We start from the raw sequence: 15,885 nt of genomic DNA on the forward strand, positions 1-15,885 counted from the left end.
CTCCTCAGGTCTCGCGTGAGAGTCACTTGACGCTGCCGGCGGTCAGACCGGCCTTCCAGTGCCGCTGCAGCGAGACGAAGGCGACGATCAGGGGGATGACGGCGAGGAGGGAGCCGGTGACGACGAGCGGATAGAAGCTCGGCTCGCCGTGGGTGTTGGTGTTCCAGGAGTACAGACCGAGGCTCAGCGGGAAGAGCTTGCGGTCCGAGAGCATCACGAGGGGGAGGAAGAAGTTGTTCCAGATCGCGGTGAACTGGAAGAGGAAGACGGTCACGAAGCCCGGCATGACCATGCGCAGCCCGATGGACCAGAAGACGCGCAGCTCGCCGGCCCCGTCGATACGGGCGGCCTCCAGGGCCTCGTTCGGTATGTAGCCGGTGCTGAACACCCGGGCGAGATACACGCCGAAGGGATTGACGAGCACCGGGATCAGCACGGACCAGTATGTGTTGACCAGGCCGGTCTTGGAGGCCAGAAGATACATCGGCAGCGCGAGTGCGGTGGTGGGGACGAGCACGCCCATCAGCACGAGGCCGAACAGCTTCTCCTTGCCCCGGAATTCGTACTTGTCGAAGGCATACCCCGCGGCGACACAGATCAGCGAACAGACGATGGCCCCGCCGCCCGCGTAGAAGAGGCTGTTGAGGTACCAGCGGAAGTAGATGCCGTCGCCGTAGGAGGCCAGGTTCGACAGATTCTCGCCGAGGTTGAAGCCATCGAAGGAGAAGGCGTTGCCCGCGAGCAGACCGCCGGTGTCCTTCGTGGCGGCGGTGACCAGCCAGACGAGGGGGAAGAGCATGTAGACGACGGCGAGCAGAAGGAAGCCGTTGACCGCGGTCTTCGACATCCAGCGGCCGCGGGAGGCGGGGGAGTTCATGCTTTCTTGCCCTTCCGGCCGGTGAAGCGGGTGACGACGAAGGACAGCAGCGCGGCCGTGAGCGCCAGCAGGATGGAGGCGGCCGCGGCGAGACCGTAGTCGTTGCGTTCGAAGGCCGCGGTGTAGGCGTACATGTTCGGCGTCCAGGTGGAGGAGACGGCGGAACCGGTCCCCTTGTTGAGGATCAGCGGCTCGGTGAACAGCTGGAGCGAGCCGATGACCGTGAACAGCGCGACCATCACGACCGAGGCGCGGATCAGCGGGACCTTGATGCTGAGTGCGATGCGCCAGGCACCGGCCCCGTCGACCGTGGCCGCTTCGAGTACGGAGCGGTCGATTGCCTGCAACGCGGCATAGAAGATCACCATGTTGTAGCCGAGCCACTCCCACAGGGCGATGTTGACGATGGAGGGGAGGGCGCCCTCGGGCGAGAAGAAGTCGAAGCCGATTCCGCCGGACTCCATGGCGCTGACCACCGGGCTGAGCTGGGGTGTGTAGAGGTAGACCCAGATCAGCGCGGCGATGATGCCGGGCACGGCGTGCGGCAGGAAGAGCGCGAGCTGGAAGAACCGGCGGGCGCGGGCCAGTGCGGAGTCCAGCAGCAGGGCGAGGGCGAGGGCCCCGATGAGCAGCAGCGGAATGTAGAACAGGCAGTATCCGAGAAGTACGCCGAAGCCCTCGCGGAACGCCCGGTCGCCCAGGGCCGCCGTGTAGTTGTCGAGTCCGCTGAAGACGGTCTCGGTGCCGCCGAAGCCCAGGCCGGACTGTTTCTCGGTGAACAGGCTGAGCCAGACCGCGTATCCGATCGGCAGCACCATGGCCACGGTGAACAGTACGAAGAAGGGCCCCAGCAGGATGGCGGCGGCTCTGGTCGTCCGGGCGCGCTTCATCAGCCTGCGTCCTCGACCTTCAGACCGCGCTTCTTCAGCTCGGCGACCGTGGCGTCGTGCCCGGCCTTCACCGCGTCCTTGATGGTGGTGCCGCCGCCGGCGACCTTGCCGAACTGGTCCTTGATGGTGGTGTTCGTCGTGCCGGTCGTCGGGCCCCAGTTCCAGTCGGGGCCGATGGACGTCGCGGCGTCCTCGAACACCTGGTAGATGTCCTCGCCGCCGTAGAAGTCCGCGTCGAAGGCCTTCTTCGCCACCGGGCGCAGCGCCGCCGCGGCCGGGAAGGCGCTCGAAGTGCCGGACTCGATCCGGGCCTTGATGCCTTCCTCGGTGGTCGACATCCAGGTGGCGAACTCGACCGCGGCCTCGGCCTTCTTGCTGGTCTTCGTCACCGCGAAGGTGGAGCCGCCGAGCATGCCGCTGGCCGGCTTGCCGTCCCAGCTGGGCATCGGGGCGACGGCCCACTTGCCGCTCTGCTCGGGCAGCGTGCCCTTGAGGACGCCCGCGCCCCAGGCGGCGCCGAGGTAGCCGACGGTGCCGCCGTTCTTCAGGGAGTTGGTCCACTCGGGGCTGAACGAGGCGTTGGCGCGGATCAGGTCGTCGTCGAGCAGGCCCTGCCAGTAGTCGGCGACCTTGTTGGTGGCCGCGTCGGCCGTGCTGACCTTCCAGGTGTCGCCCTCGGGCTTGTACCACTGGGCGCCGGCCTGCCAGGCCATCGCCTGGAACGTGGTCGGGTCATCGGGGAAGAAGGTGCCGATACGGGCCTTCTTGTCGGCCTTCTTGATCTTCTCGGCGGCCTTGCGGAACTCGTCCCAGGTCTTGGGGACCTCGACGCCGTACTTCTCGAACAGGTCCTTGCGGTAGTAGAAGGACTGCGGCGAGGCGTCGAACGGGACGGCCCAGTTCTTGCCGCCGAGCGTCGTCAGCTCGACCGCCTGCGGCAGCAGCTTCTTCTTGATGTCGTCGGTGAAGTACTGGCCGATGTCCTGGAGCGCGCCCTGACTGACGTACTCCGGAAGCTGCGGGTACTCGATGGAGACCAGATCGGGGGCGTTGCCCGCCTTCACCGCATTGGAGATCTTGGCGTAGCCGCCCGCGTTGCCGGACGGGATCTCCTCGTACACCACCTTGATGTTCTTGTGCGAGGCGTTGAACGCGTCAACGACCTCCTTGGACCCCTTGGCCCAGCCCCAGAAGGTGATGCTGACGGGCTTGCCGTCGCTTCCGGCGGCGGCACTGTCGTCGCCGCTGCCGCCACAGGCCGTGAGAACGGCGAGGGCGGTGGCGGCGCCGACTACGGCGAGGGACGTTCTGCTCGAACTGCGGCTCACAGCGAGGCTCCTGACCAGGCGACGACATTGGCGTTGGCCGTGATCCTTGGACCAGCCGTGACCGAAGTCAAGAGCGAAAGAGCGATTGATCGAAAAAAGATCAGATAAGTTACGTACGGAAGTAGGTGGAATGCCCCGCGGGAGGGGACCGCGAGGCCGCGAGGATGCCTGCTTCGAGCCTGCTCGACGCCTGCTTCATCGCCTACGAGAGGGGTGCTCCGCACGAGTCCCGGATTCGCAGCTGCGGGAGGAGTGTCAGATGACGCCGAGGCGTGTCCGCGCCCTGGCCGAGCCGCTCCACCAGCAGTTCCATCGCATGACGGCCCACTTCGCGCTTGGGCGGTGCCACCGCCGTGAGCGGGGTGTCCGCGAGGGCCGCCACCTCGTCGTCGTACGCGATCAGCGCCAGATCTTCCGGCACCCGTACGCCCAGCTCGGCCAGGCGCTGCACCACCTGGATCGCGTCCACGTCGTTGTGGATCAGCGCCGCCGTCGCCACCCCCGAGTGGACCGCCTCACGCAGCGCCTGCACGGCCTGTTCGAACGCGTCCGGAGCGAGTTCGGCCGGTACGGAATCGATCACGTCCTGCGGTGCGCGCAGCCCGAGCACGGCCAGGGCCTCCTCGTACCCGGATCGCACCGCGACGGCGGTCGGGGAGTCCGCCCGGGCCATCAGCAGCGGCGCCCCGTGCCCGAGATCCACCAGGTGGCGGACGGCGAGCAGCACCCCGTGCGCATGGTCCGAGCAGACCCGGTCCAGGCCGTCCAGCGGGGATCCGGCGGTGGGCCTGCGCTCCAGCAGGACGGTCGGCACGGGCAGCGAGGCGATCCAGTCGCCGAATGCGGCGGGGTCGCCGGGGTGCTGCCAGCCCGGTGCGACCAGCAGCCCCTCGGCGCCCGCGGAGAGCAGGCCCTCGGTGCGGGCGTGGTCCTCCTGCGGCCGGTAGTCGGAGATCCGCAGGATCAGCCGGGCGCCCGCCCTGGCTGCGGCCTCGTGCGCCCCACGGATGACCTCGGCGAAGTAGTAGGTCGACGAGGGCGCGAGCATGCCGAGGACCAGGCCGGTGCCGGTGCCGCCGGGCCCCGTGGCGGCGGGGGCGGCGTCCTGCGGCCAGGACACCGAGCCGTGGACCCGGTCGAGCAGGCCCCGGCCGGCCAGCTCCTCCACGTCCCGGCGCACCGTGACGGGCGAGACCCCCAGCTGCGAGGCCAGATCCGAGACCCGGGCCGAGCCCCTTTCCCGTACCAGCCCCAGCAGGCGGTCATGACGTTCAGCAGCACTTTCGCGCACGGCAGCAGTCCCCTCGCAGTGTGTGGCCCGGCCCCCGGTCCGGCCGGTGCCGGGGCCGTTGTCCGACCCTAGACCAACGTGATCGAACGATGGGAGTTTCGATCATTCAAACGCAATCCATTGACGTTCGATCAATCCGAGTCCAGGATTCCGGCGATGCCGACTCGTCCCGTCCCTGACTGTTCGTACGGAGGAATTGTGAGACATCGCGTCACTGCTGCGACGCTCGCGGCCCTGACGGCCGCCGCCGGTCTGACCGTTGCCGGCCAGAGCGCCGCACAGGCCGCTCCCACCGGCCGTACCTTCCATGTCGACTGCACAGCCGCCCCGGCCGGCGCCACCGGCAGCAAGCAGCACCCCTGGACCACGCTCGCCGAGGCCAACGCGCACACCTACGGCCCCGGCGACCGGCTGCTCTTCAAGCGCGGCGCCACCTGCACCGGCACCCTCGCTCCCGAAGGAACCGGCTCCGCCCGCGCACCGTTCACCATCGCCGACTACGGCAACGGCCCGGCCCGCGCCAAGCTGGACGGCGCGGGCGCCCACGATGTCGTGCTGCTCTCCAACATGCAGTACGTGCACCTCAAGGCCCTGGAGATCACCAACGCCGACAACCCCGGCAGCGAGCGCAACGGCGTCCGCCTCCGCCTCACCGACTACGGCACCGCCCGCGGCTTCGACATCTCCGGCCTCTACATCCACGACGTGCGCGGCGGCGACTACAAGACGGTGTCCGGCTCCAGCGCGATCCACATCGCGGTCGAGGGCAAGACGAAGGCGAGCCGGTACGACGGCCTGGACATCGGGCACAACCGCATCGAGGACGTCGACCGCGAGGGCATCTACTTCAAATCGACCTTCTCCAAGCGTGATCTGGTCGGCCAGCAGCAGGACCCGAATGTCTACCCGGGAGAGTGGACGCCGAGCACCGGAGTCCGCATCCACCACAACACGCTGAAGTCCCTGGCCGGCGACGGCATGAAGCTCGACACCACCAGTGGTGCCCGCGTCGACCACAACCGGGTCGACGGCTTCCAGTTGCGCTCGCCCTCCGCCAACGCGGGCATCTGGACCTTCAACACCGACGACACGACCGTCGAGTACAACGAGGTCTCGGGCGGCGGCAACACCCATGACGGGATGTCCTTCGACGCCGACGGCGCCTCGCAGAACACGGTCTTCCAGTACAACTACAGCCACGACAACAAGGGCGGCTTCCTGCTGATCTGCCCGTACAGCGGCGCCAAGACCATCGGCACGGTCGCCCGCTACAACGTCAGCCGCAACGACGGCGCCCGCCTGATCCAGAACTGCTGGGGCCCGATCCTCGACACGGAGATCTACAACAACACCTTCCACAACAAGGAGCAGATCCCCGGCTACCTCGTCCAGGACGACGCCGGCAGCCCCGCCACCACCCAGCACGAACTGTCCATCCGGAACAACATCTTCGTGAGTGAGGGCACCGGCGGCTACGCCTTCAAGAACCCGACGCCCGGGCTCTCCTTCGACCACAACGCCTTCTACGGCATCGACATGACCCGCCCCGACCCCGGCGGCATCACGGCCGATCCAAAGCTCCGACCCGACTTCCGGCTCGGTACGGGCTCTCCCGCCCTCGCCGCCGGAGCCGTCATCGAGGACAACGGCGGCAAGGACTACTTCGGCAACGAGCTGAAGCCCGGCGCCACCAACATCGGCGCCTACGCGGGCCGCGGGGTGAGGTAGCAGCCCGTTCGGTAACCGCCGATCCGGTAACCCACTCACTGTGGCCCGTACTTGCGGCCTGTCTTGGAGGTGACCCCTCCGAGCAGGCCGCGCGGCGTCACCTTCACGAGCCCCATCAACGCCTTGTACCGCGGGTCCGGGATCGAGACCGACCTACCGCGTGCCAGGTCCGCCAGTGCCGTCGCCACCAGCTTGTCCGCGTCGAGCCACATCCAGCCCGGGATGTTGCCGGTCCCCATCCCGGCCCGCTCGTGGAACTCGGTCCGTACGAAGCCGGGGCACAGCGCCATCAGCCGCACCCCCGAACCGGCCAGGTCCTTCGCCGCGCCCTGGGTGAACTGCACGACCCAGGCCTTGGACGCGCCGTACGTCCCGCGCGGCACGAACGCCGCCACCGAGGCCACATTGACGACCCCGCCCCGCCCGCGCTCCCGCATCCCGGCCGCGGCCGCCGAGGTCAGCCGCAGCACCGCCTCGCAGTGCACCTTCAGCATGTTCAGCTCATCGGCCATGGGCACATCCAGATAGCGGCCCTTGTTGCCGAACCCGGCATTGTTGACCAGCAGGTCGACCGACTGGTGACGGTCCGTCAGCCGGGCTTCGACCGCGGCGATCCCCTTGTCCTCGGACAGGTCGGCCGTCAGCACCTCGGCCTCGATGCCGTGCCGGTCGTGCAGTTCGGTCGCCTGCTCGCGCAGCCGCTCGGTGTTGCGCGCCACCAGCACCAGGTTGTGCCCATCGGCCGCGAGCCGCCGCGCGAATGCGGCTCCGATCCCTGCGGTCGCGCCCGTAATCAGTGCAGTCGTCATACGCGGCACGTTAGTGCCTGTCCGGCACGCCGCGATCAGTTGTCCACCGCCTCCGTCTCCACGTACTTCAGGGCGGCACGCAGCGTCTCGGGGTGCAGTGCGTCCCGCGCCGGGAGCAGCTTCGGGAGCAGCTCCCGGCGCGTCGTCGAGGCCAGGAAGGCCAGCTCCACGGTGACGTCGTGGTCCGGCCGGTGCACGATCTCGACCGGGTCCCCGGCGCGGATCTCGCCCGGCTCGATCACTCGCAGGTAGGCGCCCGGGGCAGCCGCCTGTGTGAACCGCTTGACCCAGCGCTTCTCGTCGACATGGCCGGCGAACGTACGGCAGGGAATCCGGCTCGACGTGACCTCCAGGACCAGGTCGGGGCCGATCCGCCAGCGCTCGCCGATCTTCGCGCCGCTCACGTCCAGACCGCTGGTCGTCAGGTTCTCGCCGAACGTGCCATTGGCCAGCGGGCGGCCGAGCTCCCGCTCCCAGACGTCGAGTGCCTCGCGGGCGAATGCGTACACGGCCTGGTCGGAGCCGCCGTGATGGCGCAGATCGCACACCGTGTCCCCGGCCAGGCCGCTGCCCCCGGTGCCCTTGGGGCCGGGGTCGGTGACGCGTACGGGGCCGTCGGCCGGCCGTTTGTCGATCCCGGTCGTGCCGCCGGGGGCGTCGGTGTAGGCGACGGCCTCGGGCCGTCCCACATTCACAGTCAGCAGCTTCATCGGCTTCATCGGCTTCATGCGAGAACGCTAACCACTCCACCCTCAAAGATGCGCGACAATAATTCGCGCGCAACCCAAGAATCGCTTATGGTTGAAGTGTGATCGAAGCCCGTCATCTCCGTGTCCTGCGCGCCGTGGCCGCCACCGGCTCGTTCTCCGCCGCCGCCCGCGAACTGGGCTGCACCCAGCCGGCGGTCAGCCAGCAGATGAAGGCCCTGGAAGCCTCTGCGGGAACCACCCTGCTGATCCGTACGGGACGCGAGATGCGGCTCACCCAGGCGGGCGAGGCCCTCGTCCGGCACGCCTCCGGAATCCTCGCCGGGCTCACCGCCGCCGAGGAGGAGGTCGCCGCGATCGCCGGGCTGCGGGCCGGCCGGGTCCGGCTCGTCTCGTTCCCCAGCGGCAGCTCCACGCTGGTTCCCGGCGCCCTCGCCGCGCTGCGCGCGGCCCACCCCGGCACCCGGGTCTCCCTGGTGGAGGCCGAGCCGCCGCGCTCGGTCGAGATGCTGCGAGAGGGCGACTGCGACATCGCGCTGGCGTTCCGTTACGGCGCCTCCGGCGCGGAGTGGGACGACCTGGTCGTACGCCCATTGCTCACCGACCGGCTGATCGGCCTGGTCCCCGAGGGGCACCGGCTGGCCGGTTCGGCCGCCGTCGGCATCGCCGAGCTGGCCGACGAGTCGTGGATCGCGGGCTGCCCGCGCTGCCGTCGCCAACTGGTGGAAGTCTGTGAGGAGTCCGGCTTCACGCCCCGGATCGACTTCGCGACCGACGACTACCCGGCAGTGATCGGCCTGGTCGGCGCCGGTCTGGGGGTGGCCGTACTGCCGGAGCTGGCGATCGAGTCGGTACGCCCCAAGGGGGCCCGCACGGTGACGGTGGAGCCGGCCATCGAGCGCGAGATCGTCGCCCTGACCCTGCCGGACCTGGCTCAGGTGCCGGCGGTGGCGGCCACCCTCGACCGACTGTCCCTGGCGGCCGCCCGCTGAGCGGGGCCTGCCAATGGCCCGGCCCCCTCGGTGGCCGGGTGAAATGCGGAAACGTTTTTGTATTTGTTGTGCCGGGCGGGGTGGGATCAGCCGTGCCCCGACGGGGACGGAAGGCCTGACGGCGCCGCTGCCGCGATCAGCCGGTTGCGGGCCCGGCCCATGAGCTCCTCGCGTTCGTCCTCGGTCAGTCCGCCCCACACTCCGTAGGGCTCTCGCACCGCCAGTGCGTGTGCTGCGCACTCGGCACGTACCGGGCATCGCATACAGACCTCTTTCGCCGAGTTCTCGCGGGCGCTGCGTGCCGCACCGCGTTCACCCTCCGGGTGGAAGAACAGCGAGCTGTCGACCCCGCGGCAGGCCGCCAACAGCTGCCAGTCCCACAGATCGGCGTTGGGTCCGGGAAGCCGGGAGAAATCTGCCATTGCTTGTCCCCTCGAAACCATGCTGAGTCGGAATCGTCGTTGTCGTCCGTTGTTGACCGTGCCCATGACATTTACATCTACGGTGTAAGTAGATGTAAATATGACTGATTGCGAATCTAGCCACAGACACCAGTAAAAGGGAAGAAAACCCGCCAAATAGGGCATATCTTGATGTGAAGTTTCGGTTGACGGTTGGATGATTCGCGCCGCTCTCCTCCGTGCACGGCTCCTCACGTAGAGTGCTGAACCCGGCCGTCCGACCCGTAACTCTTTCGAGTGACCATCGTTGAGAGGGCGGAGGCGGTTGACAGAAAAAGCGATCGGGCAGATGTCCGAGAGCGTCAACCGCTCAGGTGACGACTTGTAACAGCCTGGAGGCTCAAGGTGACGCGCATCAGCTGCGGAGGACGGTCATGACATCCGTCCTCGTCTGCGACGACTCCCCGCTTGCCCGAGAAGCGCTCCGTCGCGCGGTCGCGACCGTGCCCGGCGTCGAGCGTGTGACGACGGCGGCCAACGGCGAGGAAGTCCTCCGCCGCTGGGGCGCCGACCGTTCGGATCTGATTCTGATGGACGTACGCATGCCCGGTCTGGGAGGTGTGGAGACGGTACGGCGACTGCTCTCCGCCGACCCCGGTGCCAGGATCATCATGCTGACCGTCGCCGAGGACCTGGACGGCGTCGCGCTCGCGGTCGCCGCCGGTGCCCGCGGCTATCTGCACAAGGACGCCTCCCGCGCGGAGCTGCGGGCCACTGTCACCCAGGCGCTGGCCGATCCGACGTGGCGGCTCGCCCCCCGCCGGCTGCGGTCGGCCGAGATGGGTGCGGCGCCGACGCTCACCGCGCGTGAGATCCAGGTGCTCGAAGGAATGAGCCACGGCCGCTCGAACGCCGAGATCGGCCGTGAGCTGTTCCTCTCCGAGGACACGGTGAAGACGCACGCCAGGCGTCTGTTCAAGAAGCTCGGCGCCTCGGACCGGGCGCACGCCGTGGCGCTCGGCTTCCGCTGGGGCCTGGTCCGCTGAGGACCGGCCATGGCCGGCAGTCGATCGATTCCCCGTCCGCACACCGGCGGACGGGGTGATGTGACCGACGTGCGCGGGGCGGGCTCCGCCCTGCCGGTGGTGCCCTCCGCGCCGACGGCATGTGACGCTTCCCGGCCGATGCCGCATCCTTGAGATGTGGAGTTCCTCAGGAACGATTCGGTCGAGCGGAAGGGGAGGGCGCAGGACATGACTTCCGGCGCACCCGCTCATAACGCTTCGGTGCACAACTACGGACGCGGCAGCGCGGATGACGCGGCTCCGGGGCACCATGGTCCGATGCGCGACGACGAGACGACGGTGATCGGTGCACTGGTGCACCGTGCTGTCGAGGGCGACGCGCAGGCCACCCATGATCTGCTGGCCCATGTCCACCCCCTCGCGCTGCGCTACTGCAGGTCCCGGCTGAACCGGCTGCCCGGTGATGCTCGCCACTTCGTGGAGGACCTGGCGCAGGAGGTCTGTGTCGCGGTGCTGATGGCGCTGCCGCGCTACAAGGACACCGGCAGACCCTTCGAAGCCTTCGTCTTCGCCATCGCGGGCCACAAGGTCGCCGATCTCCAGCGGGCCGCCATGCGGCACCCGGGATCGACGGCCGTGCCCTCCGACGAGATGCCCGAGCGGCCGGACGATTCGCTCGGGCCGGAGGAGCGCGCGCTGCTCAGCAGCGATGCGGCCTGGGCCAAGAAGCTTCTTGCCAACCTCCCGGACAACCAGCGTGAGCTGCTCGTTCTGCGGGTCGCGGTCGGTCTGACCGCCGAGGAGACCGGACAGATGCTGGGCATGTCTCCGGGTGCGGTCCGGGTCGCCCAGCACCGGGCGCTCAGCAGGCTGCGGGCCCTCGCGGAGCAGTGAGCCGGGCGCTGTCCAGGTTCCGTACGAAGCTACAGAACCTCTAGGTGATCTTGCTCGTGGAATGAGACACCCCCGGAGGCCGTTAGCATGGACATCCGCACCGATCAAGGCCATTTGGGGAAGGTGTCATGACTGCAAACGTCGACGGAGTGCCCGAGAAATTCGCGACGCTCGGGCTGACATACGACGACGTGCTGCTGCTGCCCGGCGCGTCCGACATGGCGCCCGACCAGATCGACACCTCCTCGTACATCTCCAGGAACGTGCGGGTGAACATCCCGCTGCTCTCCGCCGCGATGGACAAGGTCACCGAGGCCCGCATGGCGATCGCCATGGCCCGGCAGGGCGGCGCCGGTGTGCTGCACCGCAACCTCTCCATCGCCGACCAGGCCAACCAGGTCGACCTGGTGAAGCGCTCCGAGTCCGGCATGGTCACCGACCCGATCACGGTGCACCCGGACGCGACGCTGCGCGACGCCGACGAGCTGTGTGCCAAGTTCCGCATCAGCGGTGTCCCGGTCACCGACGGCGCGGGCAAGCTGCTCGGCATCGTCACCAACCGGGACATGGCCTTCGAGTCGGACCGTACGCGCCAGGTGCGCGAGGTCATGACGCCGATGCCGCTGGTCACCGGCAAGGTCGGCATCTCCGGCGTGGACGCCATGGAGCTGCTGCGCCGCCACAAGATCGAGAAGCTTCCGCTCGTCGACGACGGGGGCGTTCTCAAGGGCCTCATCACCGTCAAGGACTTCGTCAAGGCCGAGAAGTACCCGAACGCCGCCAAGGACAAGGAAGGCCGGCTGCTGGTCGGCGCCGCCGTCGGTGTCGCGGGCGACGCGTACGAGCGGGCCCAGGCGCTCATCGAGGCGGGGGTCGACTTCATCGTCGTCGACACCGCCCACGGTCACTCCCGGCTGGTCGGCGACATGGTCGCCAAGATCAAGTCGAACTCCTCCGTCGATGTCATCGGCGGCAACATCGCCACCCGTGACGGCGCCCAGGCGCTGATCGACGCGGGTGTCGACGGCATCAAGGTCGGCGTCGGCCCCGGCTCCATCTGCACCACCCGCGTCGTCGCCGGCATCGGCGTCCCGCAGGTCACCGCGATCTACGAGGCCTCGCTCGCCGCCAAGGCGGCCGGTGTCCCGGTCATCGGTGACGGCGGCCTGCAGTACTCCGGCGACATCGCCAAGGCCCTGGTGGCCGGTGCGGACACCGTGATGCTCGGCTCGCTCCTCGCGGGCTGCGAAGAGTCTCCGGGCGAGCTGCTCTTCATCAACGGCAAGCAGTTCAAGTCGTACCGTGGCATGGGTTCCCTCGCCGCGATGCAGACCCGTGGCGACCGCAAGTCGTTCTCCAAGGACCGCTACTTCCAGGAGGGCGTCGCCTCCGACGAGAAGCTGGTCCCCGAGGGCATCGAGGGCCAGGTCCCCTACCGAGGCCCGCTCTCCGCGGTCGTCCACCAGCTCACCGGCGGGCTGCGCCAGTCGATGTTCTACGTCGGCGGACGCACCGTCCCGGAGCTCCAGGCCAACGGCCGGTTCGTCCGGATCACCTCGGCGGGTCTCAAGGAGAGCCACCCGCACGACATCCAGATGACGGTCGAGGCGCCGAACTACAGCAGGAAGTAACGCAACAGCGCAGCTGAGGGGCGGCCCGGGGTTCCCGGGACCGCCCCTCAGCCGTGTGTCGGGGATACTGGACAACGCAGACGTAGAGGGAAAGGCCACACCATCGTGACTGAGATCGAGATCGGGCGCGGCAAGCGCGGCCGCCGGGCGTACGCATTCGACGACATCGCCGTCGTTCCGAGCCGTCGTACCCGCGACCCGAAGGAGGTCTCGATCGCCTGGCAGATCGACGCCTACCGTTTCGAGCTGCCGTTCCTGGCGGCCCCCATGGACTCCGTGGTCTCCCCGCAGACCGCGATCCGCATCGGTGAGCTGGGCGGCCTCGGTGTCCTCAACCTCGAGGGCCTGTGGACCCGGCACGCCGACCCGCAGCCGCTGCTCGACGAGATCGCCGAGATGCCCGTGGAGTCGGCGACCCGCCGCCTCCAGGAGATCTACTCCGCTCCGATCCAGGAGGAGCTGATCGGGCAGCGCATCAAGGAGGTGCGCGACTCCGGTGTGGTCACCGCCGCCGCGCTCTCCCCGCAGCGCACCGCGCAGTTCTCCAAGGCCGTCGTCGACGCGGGTGTGGACATCTTCGTCATCCGCGGTACGACGGTCTCCGCCGAGCACGTCTCGGGTGCGGCCGAGCCGCTCAACCTCAAGCAGTTCATCTACGAGCTGGACGTCCCGGTGATCGTCGGCGGCTGCGCCACGTACACCGCCGCCCTGCACCTGATGCGTACCGGTGCGGCCGGTGTCCTCGTCGGCTTCGGCGGCGGCGCCGCGCACACCACGCGCAACGTCTTCGGTATCCAGGTCCCGATGGCGACCGCGGTCGCCGATGTGGCCGGGGCCCGCCGCGACTACATGGACGAGTCCGGCGGCCGGTACGTGCACGTGATCGCGGACGGCGGCGTCGGCTGGTCCGGCGACCTGCCGAAGGCCATCGCCTGCGGTGCGGACGCCGTGATGATGGGCTCCCCGCTGGCCCGCGCGACGGACGCGCCGGGCCGCGGCCGCCACTGGGGCATGGAGGCCGTCCACGAGGACGTGCCGCGCGGCAAGCTGGTGGACCTGGGCTCCGTCGGCACGACCGAGGAGGTCCTCACCGGTCCTTCGCACACCCCCGACGGTTCGATGAACATCTTCGGTGCGCTGCGCCGCGCGATGGCGACGACGGGGTACAGCGACCTCAAGGAGTTCCAGCGCGTCGAGGTGACGGTGGCGGACTCGCAGCACCGCCGCTGACCGCTCTCAGCAGCACGGAAGGAGGCCCGGACCGCATCTGCGGTCCGGGCCTCCTTCCCGTGTCCGGGCAGTGTTACGCGGCCTTCTTGGCGCCACCGAACGCGGCTGCGGCACCGAGCAGCAGGAAGAGGTACGTCTTGAAGTCCGATCCCTCGCTCCATGCCTCCGTCAGTACGTCGAAGTGGTCGACGAAGAGGCTGGACGCGGACTGGTGCACCAGATCGGACAGGATGATCGCGATGCCCACGAGCTGGCCGAGGTAGACCGCGCCGATCGACAGCAGGGCGCTGACGACGGGCAGCACCGGGTTCTGTCCGCCGACCTTGCTTGCCGCGAAGCCGACGAGGAAGCCGACGCCGACGGCGATGTAGCCGACCTCGCGCTCGATCGCACCGGCGATGACGCCGTACAGGAAGGCCGCGGCGAGCGCCGTGACCACCGCTGTGAGCAGGCCCAGGCCCAGGTTGTTGCGCGCCGGGGCCGGCGGGGCGAACGGTGCGCCACCGAAGGCGGCGCCGGGCTGGCCGGGCTGGCCGTACGGGCCGGGCTGCTGGCCCGCGAACGGGTTGCCGGTCGGGGCGGCGGGCTGGCCGGGCTGCTGGCCTGCGTACGGGTTGCCGCCGACGGGCTGGGCGTCGTTCGGCTGGTGCGCCGGTGGCACGGGCTGGCTCATGGTGGAATCCCCCTGGGACGGATGCGCACGACTGTGCGAGAAGTGACGCCGCAGGCTAGCAGTCGCCTATGACATCGCCCACCGAAATCCTTGGGGAACCCTTCACCGAGCCTTGGAGAAACCCTTTCTCACAACCGGTGTGCGGCCCCCGCGGGAGTCGCGCCCCGGGTGTCCAGGAGGAGCTGGGCCTTCACGGCGAGGCCCTGGAGATCGTACGTACGGTGGTGCTGGAGCAGCACCGTGAGGTCGGCGCTCGATGCCGCCTCGTACAGCGAGTCGGCGCGCGGGACCGGGAGTTCACGCACCCGCCAGTCCAGGACATGCGGGTCGTGGTAGCCGATCTGGGCTCCCATGTCCATCAGTCGGGTCGCGATCTCCCGGGCGGGGGAGGCTTCCTGGTCGGCGAGGTCCGGCTTGTAGGTGACGCCGAGGAGCAGCACCCGGGCGCCGCGCACGGACTTGCCGTGCTCGTTCAGGAGGGTGGCGCAGCGCTGGATCACGTACTGCGGCATACGGTCGTTGATCTCCTGGGCGAGCGAGACCATCCGCAGGGGGTGGCCCGGGGTGCGGCTGTTGTACGGGAGATAGCCCGGGTCCACGGGGGCGCCGTGGCCGCCGACGCCGGGGCCCGGACGGAACGGCTGGAAGCCGAAGGGCTTGGTCTCGGCACATCTGATGACGTCCCAGAGGTCGACGCCGAGATCGTGGCAGAGCACCGCCATCTCGTTGACCAGGGCGATGTTGACGTGCCGGAAGTTGGTCTCCAGGACCTTCGTCATCTCGGCCTCGCGCGGCCCGCGGGCCCGGACGACCTTGTCGGTGAGCCGGCCGTAGAAGGCGGCGGCGGATTCGGTGCATGCGGGGGTGAGGCCGCCGATGACCTTGGGGGTGTTGGCGTAGACGTGGGTCCTGTTGCCGGGGTCGAGGCGGCTGGGGGAGTAGGCGAGGTGGAAGTCGCGTCCGGCGCGCAGCCCGGAGCCCTCTTCGAGGAGGGGCAGTACATAGCTCTCCGTGGTGCCGGGCTGCACGGCCGATTCCAGCAGGACGGTCGTGTGCGGGCGCAGCCGGGCGGCGAGCGCGCGGGCCGCGTCGCCGACGGCGGTGAGGTCGAGGGTGCGGTCGGCGCCGAGCGGGGTGGGCGCGCAGATCACCGCGGTACGGACCCGGCCCAGTTCGGCCGGGTCGGTCGTGGGCCGGAAACCCCCCGAGAGCATCCGGCGCACGTCCGAGGCGGTGAGCGATCCCTCGACGGGGGTGCGGCCCGCGGAGAGTTCCGCGTAGGCGCGTGGGTCGGTGTCGTAGCCGACGGTCTGGACACCGGCGGCGGCGGCGGCTTGGGCGAGGGGCAGGCCGAGGTGGCCGAGTCCGATGACTGCGAGGTCTGCGGGCATGTGGATGGCCGTCCTTCC

At 69.1% G+C, this 15,885-nt stretch carries 15 protein-coding genes; 6 read left to right on the forward strand and 9 right to left on the reverse strand.

All coding sequences use genetic code 11. The annotated features are described in order from the left end of the window. Positions 1-22: 22 nt before the first annotated feature. The 4 genes from ACFVYE_RS28405 to ACFVYE_RS28420 form a co-directional block, all read right to left on the reverse strand. A complete protein-coding gene (locus ACFVYE_RS28405) occupies positions 23-877 on the reverse strand; it encodes a carbohydrate ABC transporter permease (RefSeq protein WP_383976129.1) in 855 nt (284 codons plus the stop codon). Next, the gene (locus ACFVYE_RS28410; protein WP_382949675.1) at positions 874-1,767 is read right to left on the reverse strand and encodes a carbohydrate ABC transporter permease; all 894 of its coding nucleotides are present in this window, start codon (positions 1,765-1,767) and stop codon (positions 874-876) included. Before ACFVYE_RS28410 ends, ACFVYE_RS28405 begins: the two co-directional genes overlap by 4 nt. Beyond that, positions 1,767-3,095: an ABC transporter substrate-binding protein gene (locus ACFVYE_RS28415; protein ID WP_383976127.1), complete on the reverse strand. Its 1,329-nt coding sequence runs from the start codon at positions 3,093-3,095 to the stop codon at positions 1,767-1,769. Before ACFVYE_RS28415 ends, ACFVYE_RS28410 begins: the two co-directional genes overlap by 1 nt. 202 nt (positions 3,096-3,297) lie before the next feature. Next, positions 3,298-4,386, reverse strand: a complete 1,089-nt coding sequence (locus tag ACFVYE_RS28420; RefSeq protein WP_389607629.1) for a substrate-binding domain-containing protein — start codon at positions 4,384-4,386, stop codon at positions 3,298-3,300. 198 nt (positions 4,387-4,584) lie between these two features. Between ACFVYE_RS28420 and ACFVYE_RS28425 the strand changes: the two genes are divergently transcribed. Further along, a complete protein-coding gene (locus ACFVYE_RS28425; RefSeq protein ID WP_383976123.1) occupies positions 4,585-6,114 on the forward strand; it encodes a right-handed parallel beta-helix repeat-containing protein in 1,530 nt (509 codons plus the stop codon). A 35-nt stretch (positions 6,115-6,149) separates the two neighbouring features. Here ACFVYE_RS28425 and ACFVYE_RS28430 read toward each other — a convergent pair whose 3' ends face one another. Together ACFVYE_RS28430 and ACFVYE_RS28435 are read right to left on the reverse strand one after the other, a co-directional pair. Further along, positions 6,150-6,923, reverse strand: coding sequence for an SDR family NAD(P)-dependent oxidoreductase (locus ACFVYE_RS28430; RefSeq protein WP_383976121.1), 774 nt, complete (start codon positions 6,921-6,923; stop codon positions 6,150-6,152). 35 nt (positions 6,924-6,958) lie between these two features. Continuing rightward, positions 6,959-7,633, reverse strand: a complete 675-nt coding sequence (locus ACFVYE_RS28435) for an MOSC domain-containing protein (protein ID WP_389607642.1) — start codon at positions 7,631-7,633, stop codon at positions 6,959-6,961. Between the two features lie 98 nt (positions 7,634-7,731). Between ACFVYE_RS28435 and ACFVYE_RS28440 the strand changes: the two genes are divergently transcribed. Continuing rightward, positions 7,732-8,622 carry a LysR family transcriptional regulator gene (locus ACFVYE_RS28440; RefSeq protein ID WP_383976119.1) on the forward strand — a complete coding sequence of 297 codons (891 nt, stop codon included), beginning with the start codon at positions 7,732-7,734 and terminating at the stop codon, positions 8,620-8,622. 86 nt (positions 8,623-8,708) lie between these two features. Here the strand turns inward: ACFVYE_RS28440 and ACFVYE_RS28445 are convergent, their stop codons facing one another. Continuing rightward, positions 8,709-9,044 carry a WhiB family transcriptional regulator gene (locus ACFVYE_RS28445; RefSeq protein WP_093893461.1) on the reverse strand — a complete coding sequence of 112 codons (336 nt, stop codon included), beginning with the start codon at positions 9,042-9,044 and terminating at the stop codon, positions 8,709-8,711. Positions 9,045-9,457: 413 nt separating this feature from the next. Between ACFVYE_RS28445 and ACFVYE_RS28450 the strand changes: the two genes are divergently transcribed. The 4 genes from ACFVYE_RS28450 to ACFVYE_RS28465 all read left to right on the forward strand — a co-directional run bounded on the left by ACFVYE_RS28450 (position 9,458) and on the right by ACFVYE_RS28465 (position 13,803). Beyond that, entirely contained in the window at positions 9,458-10,069 is a 612-nt protein-coding gene (locus ACFVYE_RS28450) for a response regulator transcription factor (RefSeq protein WP_003948568.1), read from the forward strand. A 297-nt stretch (positions 10,070-10,366) separates the two neighbouring features. Further along, a complete protein-coding gene (locus tag ACFVYE_RS28455; protein ID WP_093893485.1) occupies positions 10,367-10,942 on the forward strand; it encodes a sigma-70 family RNA polymerase sigma factor in 576 nt (191 codons plus the stop codon). Between the two features lie 128 nt (positions 10,943-11,070). Then, positions 11,071-12,573, forward strand: coding sequence for an IMP dehydrogenase (gene guaB, locus ACFVYE_RS28460; protein WP_383976117.1), 1,503 nt, complete (start codon positions 11,071-11,073; stop codon positions 12,571-12,573). 105 nt (positions 12,574-12,678) lie between these two features. Beyond that, entirely contained in the window at positions 12,679-13,803 is a 1,125-nt protein-coding gene (locus ACFVYE_RS28465) for a GuaB3 family IMP dehydrogenase-related protein (RefSeq protein WP_072486665.1), read from the forward strand. A 73-nt stretch (positions 13,804-13,876) separates the two neighbouring features. On the opposite strand, the gene ACFVYE_RS28470 is transcribed toward ACFVYE_RS28465, so the two are convergent. After that, complete coding sequence (locus ACFVYE_RS28470; protein ID WP_383973962.1) at positions 13,877-14,476, reverse strand: hypothetical protein; 600 nt, start codon at positions 14,474-14,476, stop codon at positions 13,877-13,879. Between the two features lie 128 nt (positions 14,477-14,604). Continuing rightward, complete coding sequence (locus ACFVYE_RS28475) at positions 14,605-15,867, reverse strand: nucleotide sugar dehydrogenase (RefSeq protein ID WP_383973959.1); 1,263 nt, start codon at positions 15,865-15,867, stop codon at positions 14,605-14,607. Between the last annotated feature and the right edge of the window lie 18 nt (positions 15,868-15,885).

Source organism: Streptomyces sp. NPDC058239 (assembly GCF_042882185.1).
In the GTDB taxonomy this organism is placed as follows: Bacteria; Actinomycetota; Actinomycetes; order Streptomycetales; family Streptomycetaceae; genus Streptomyces.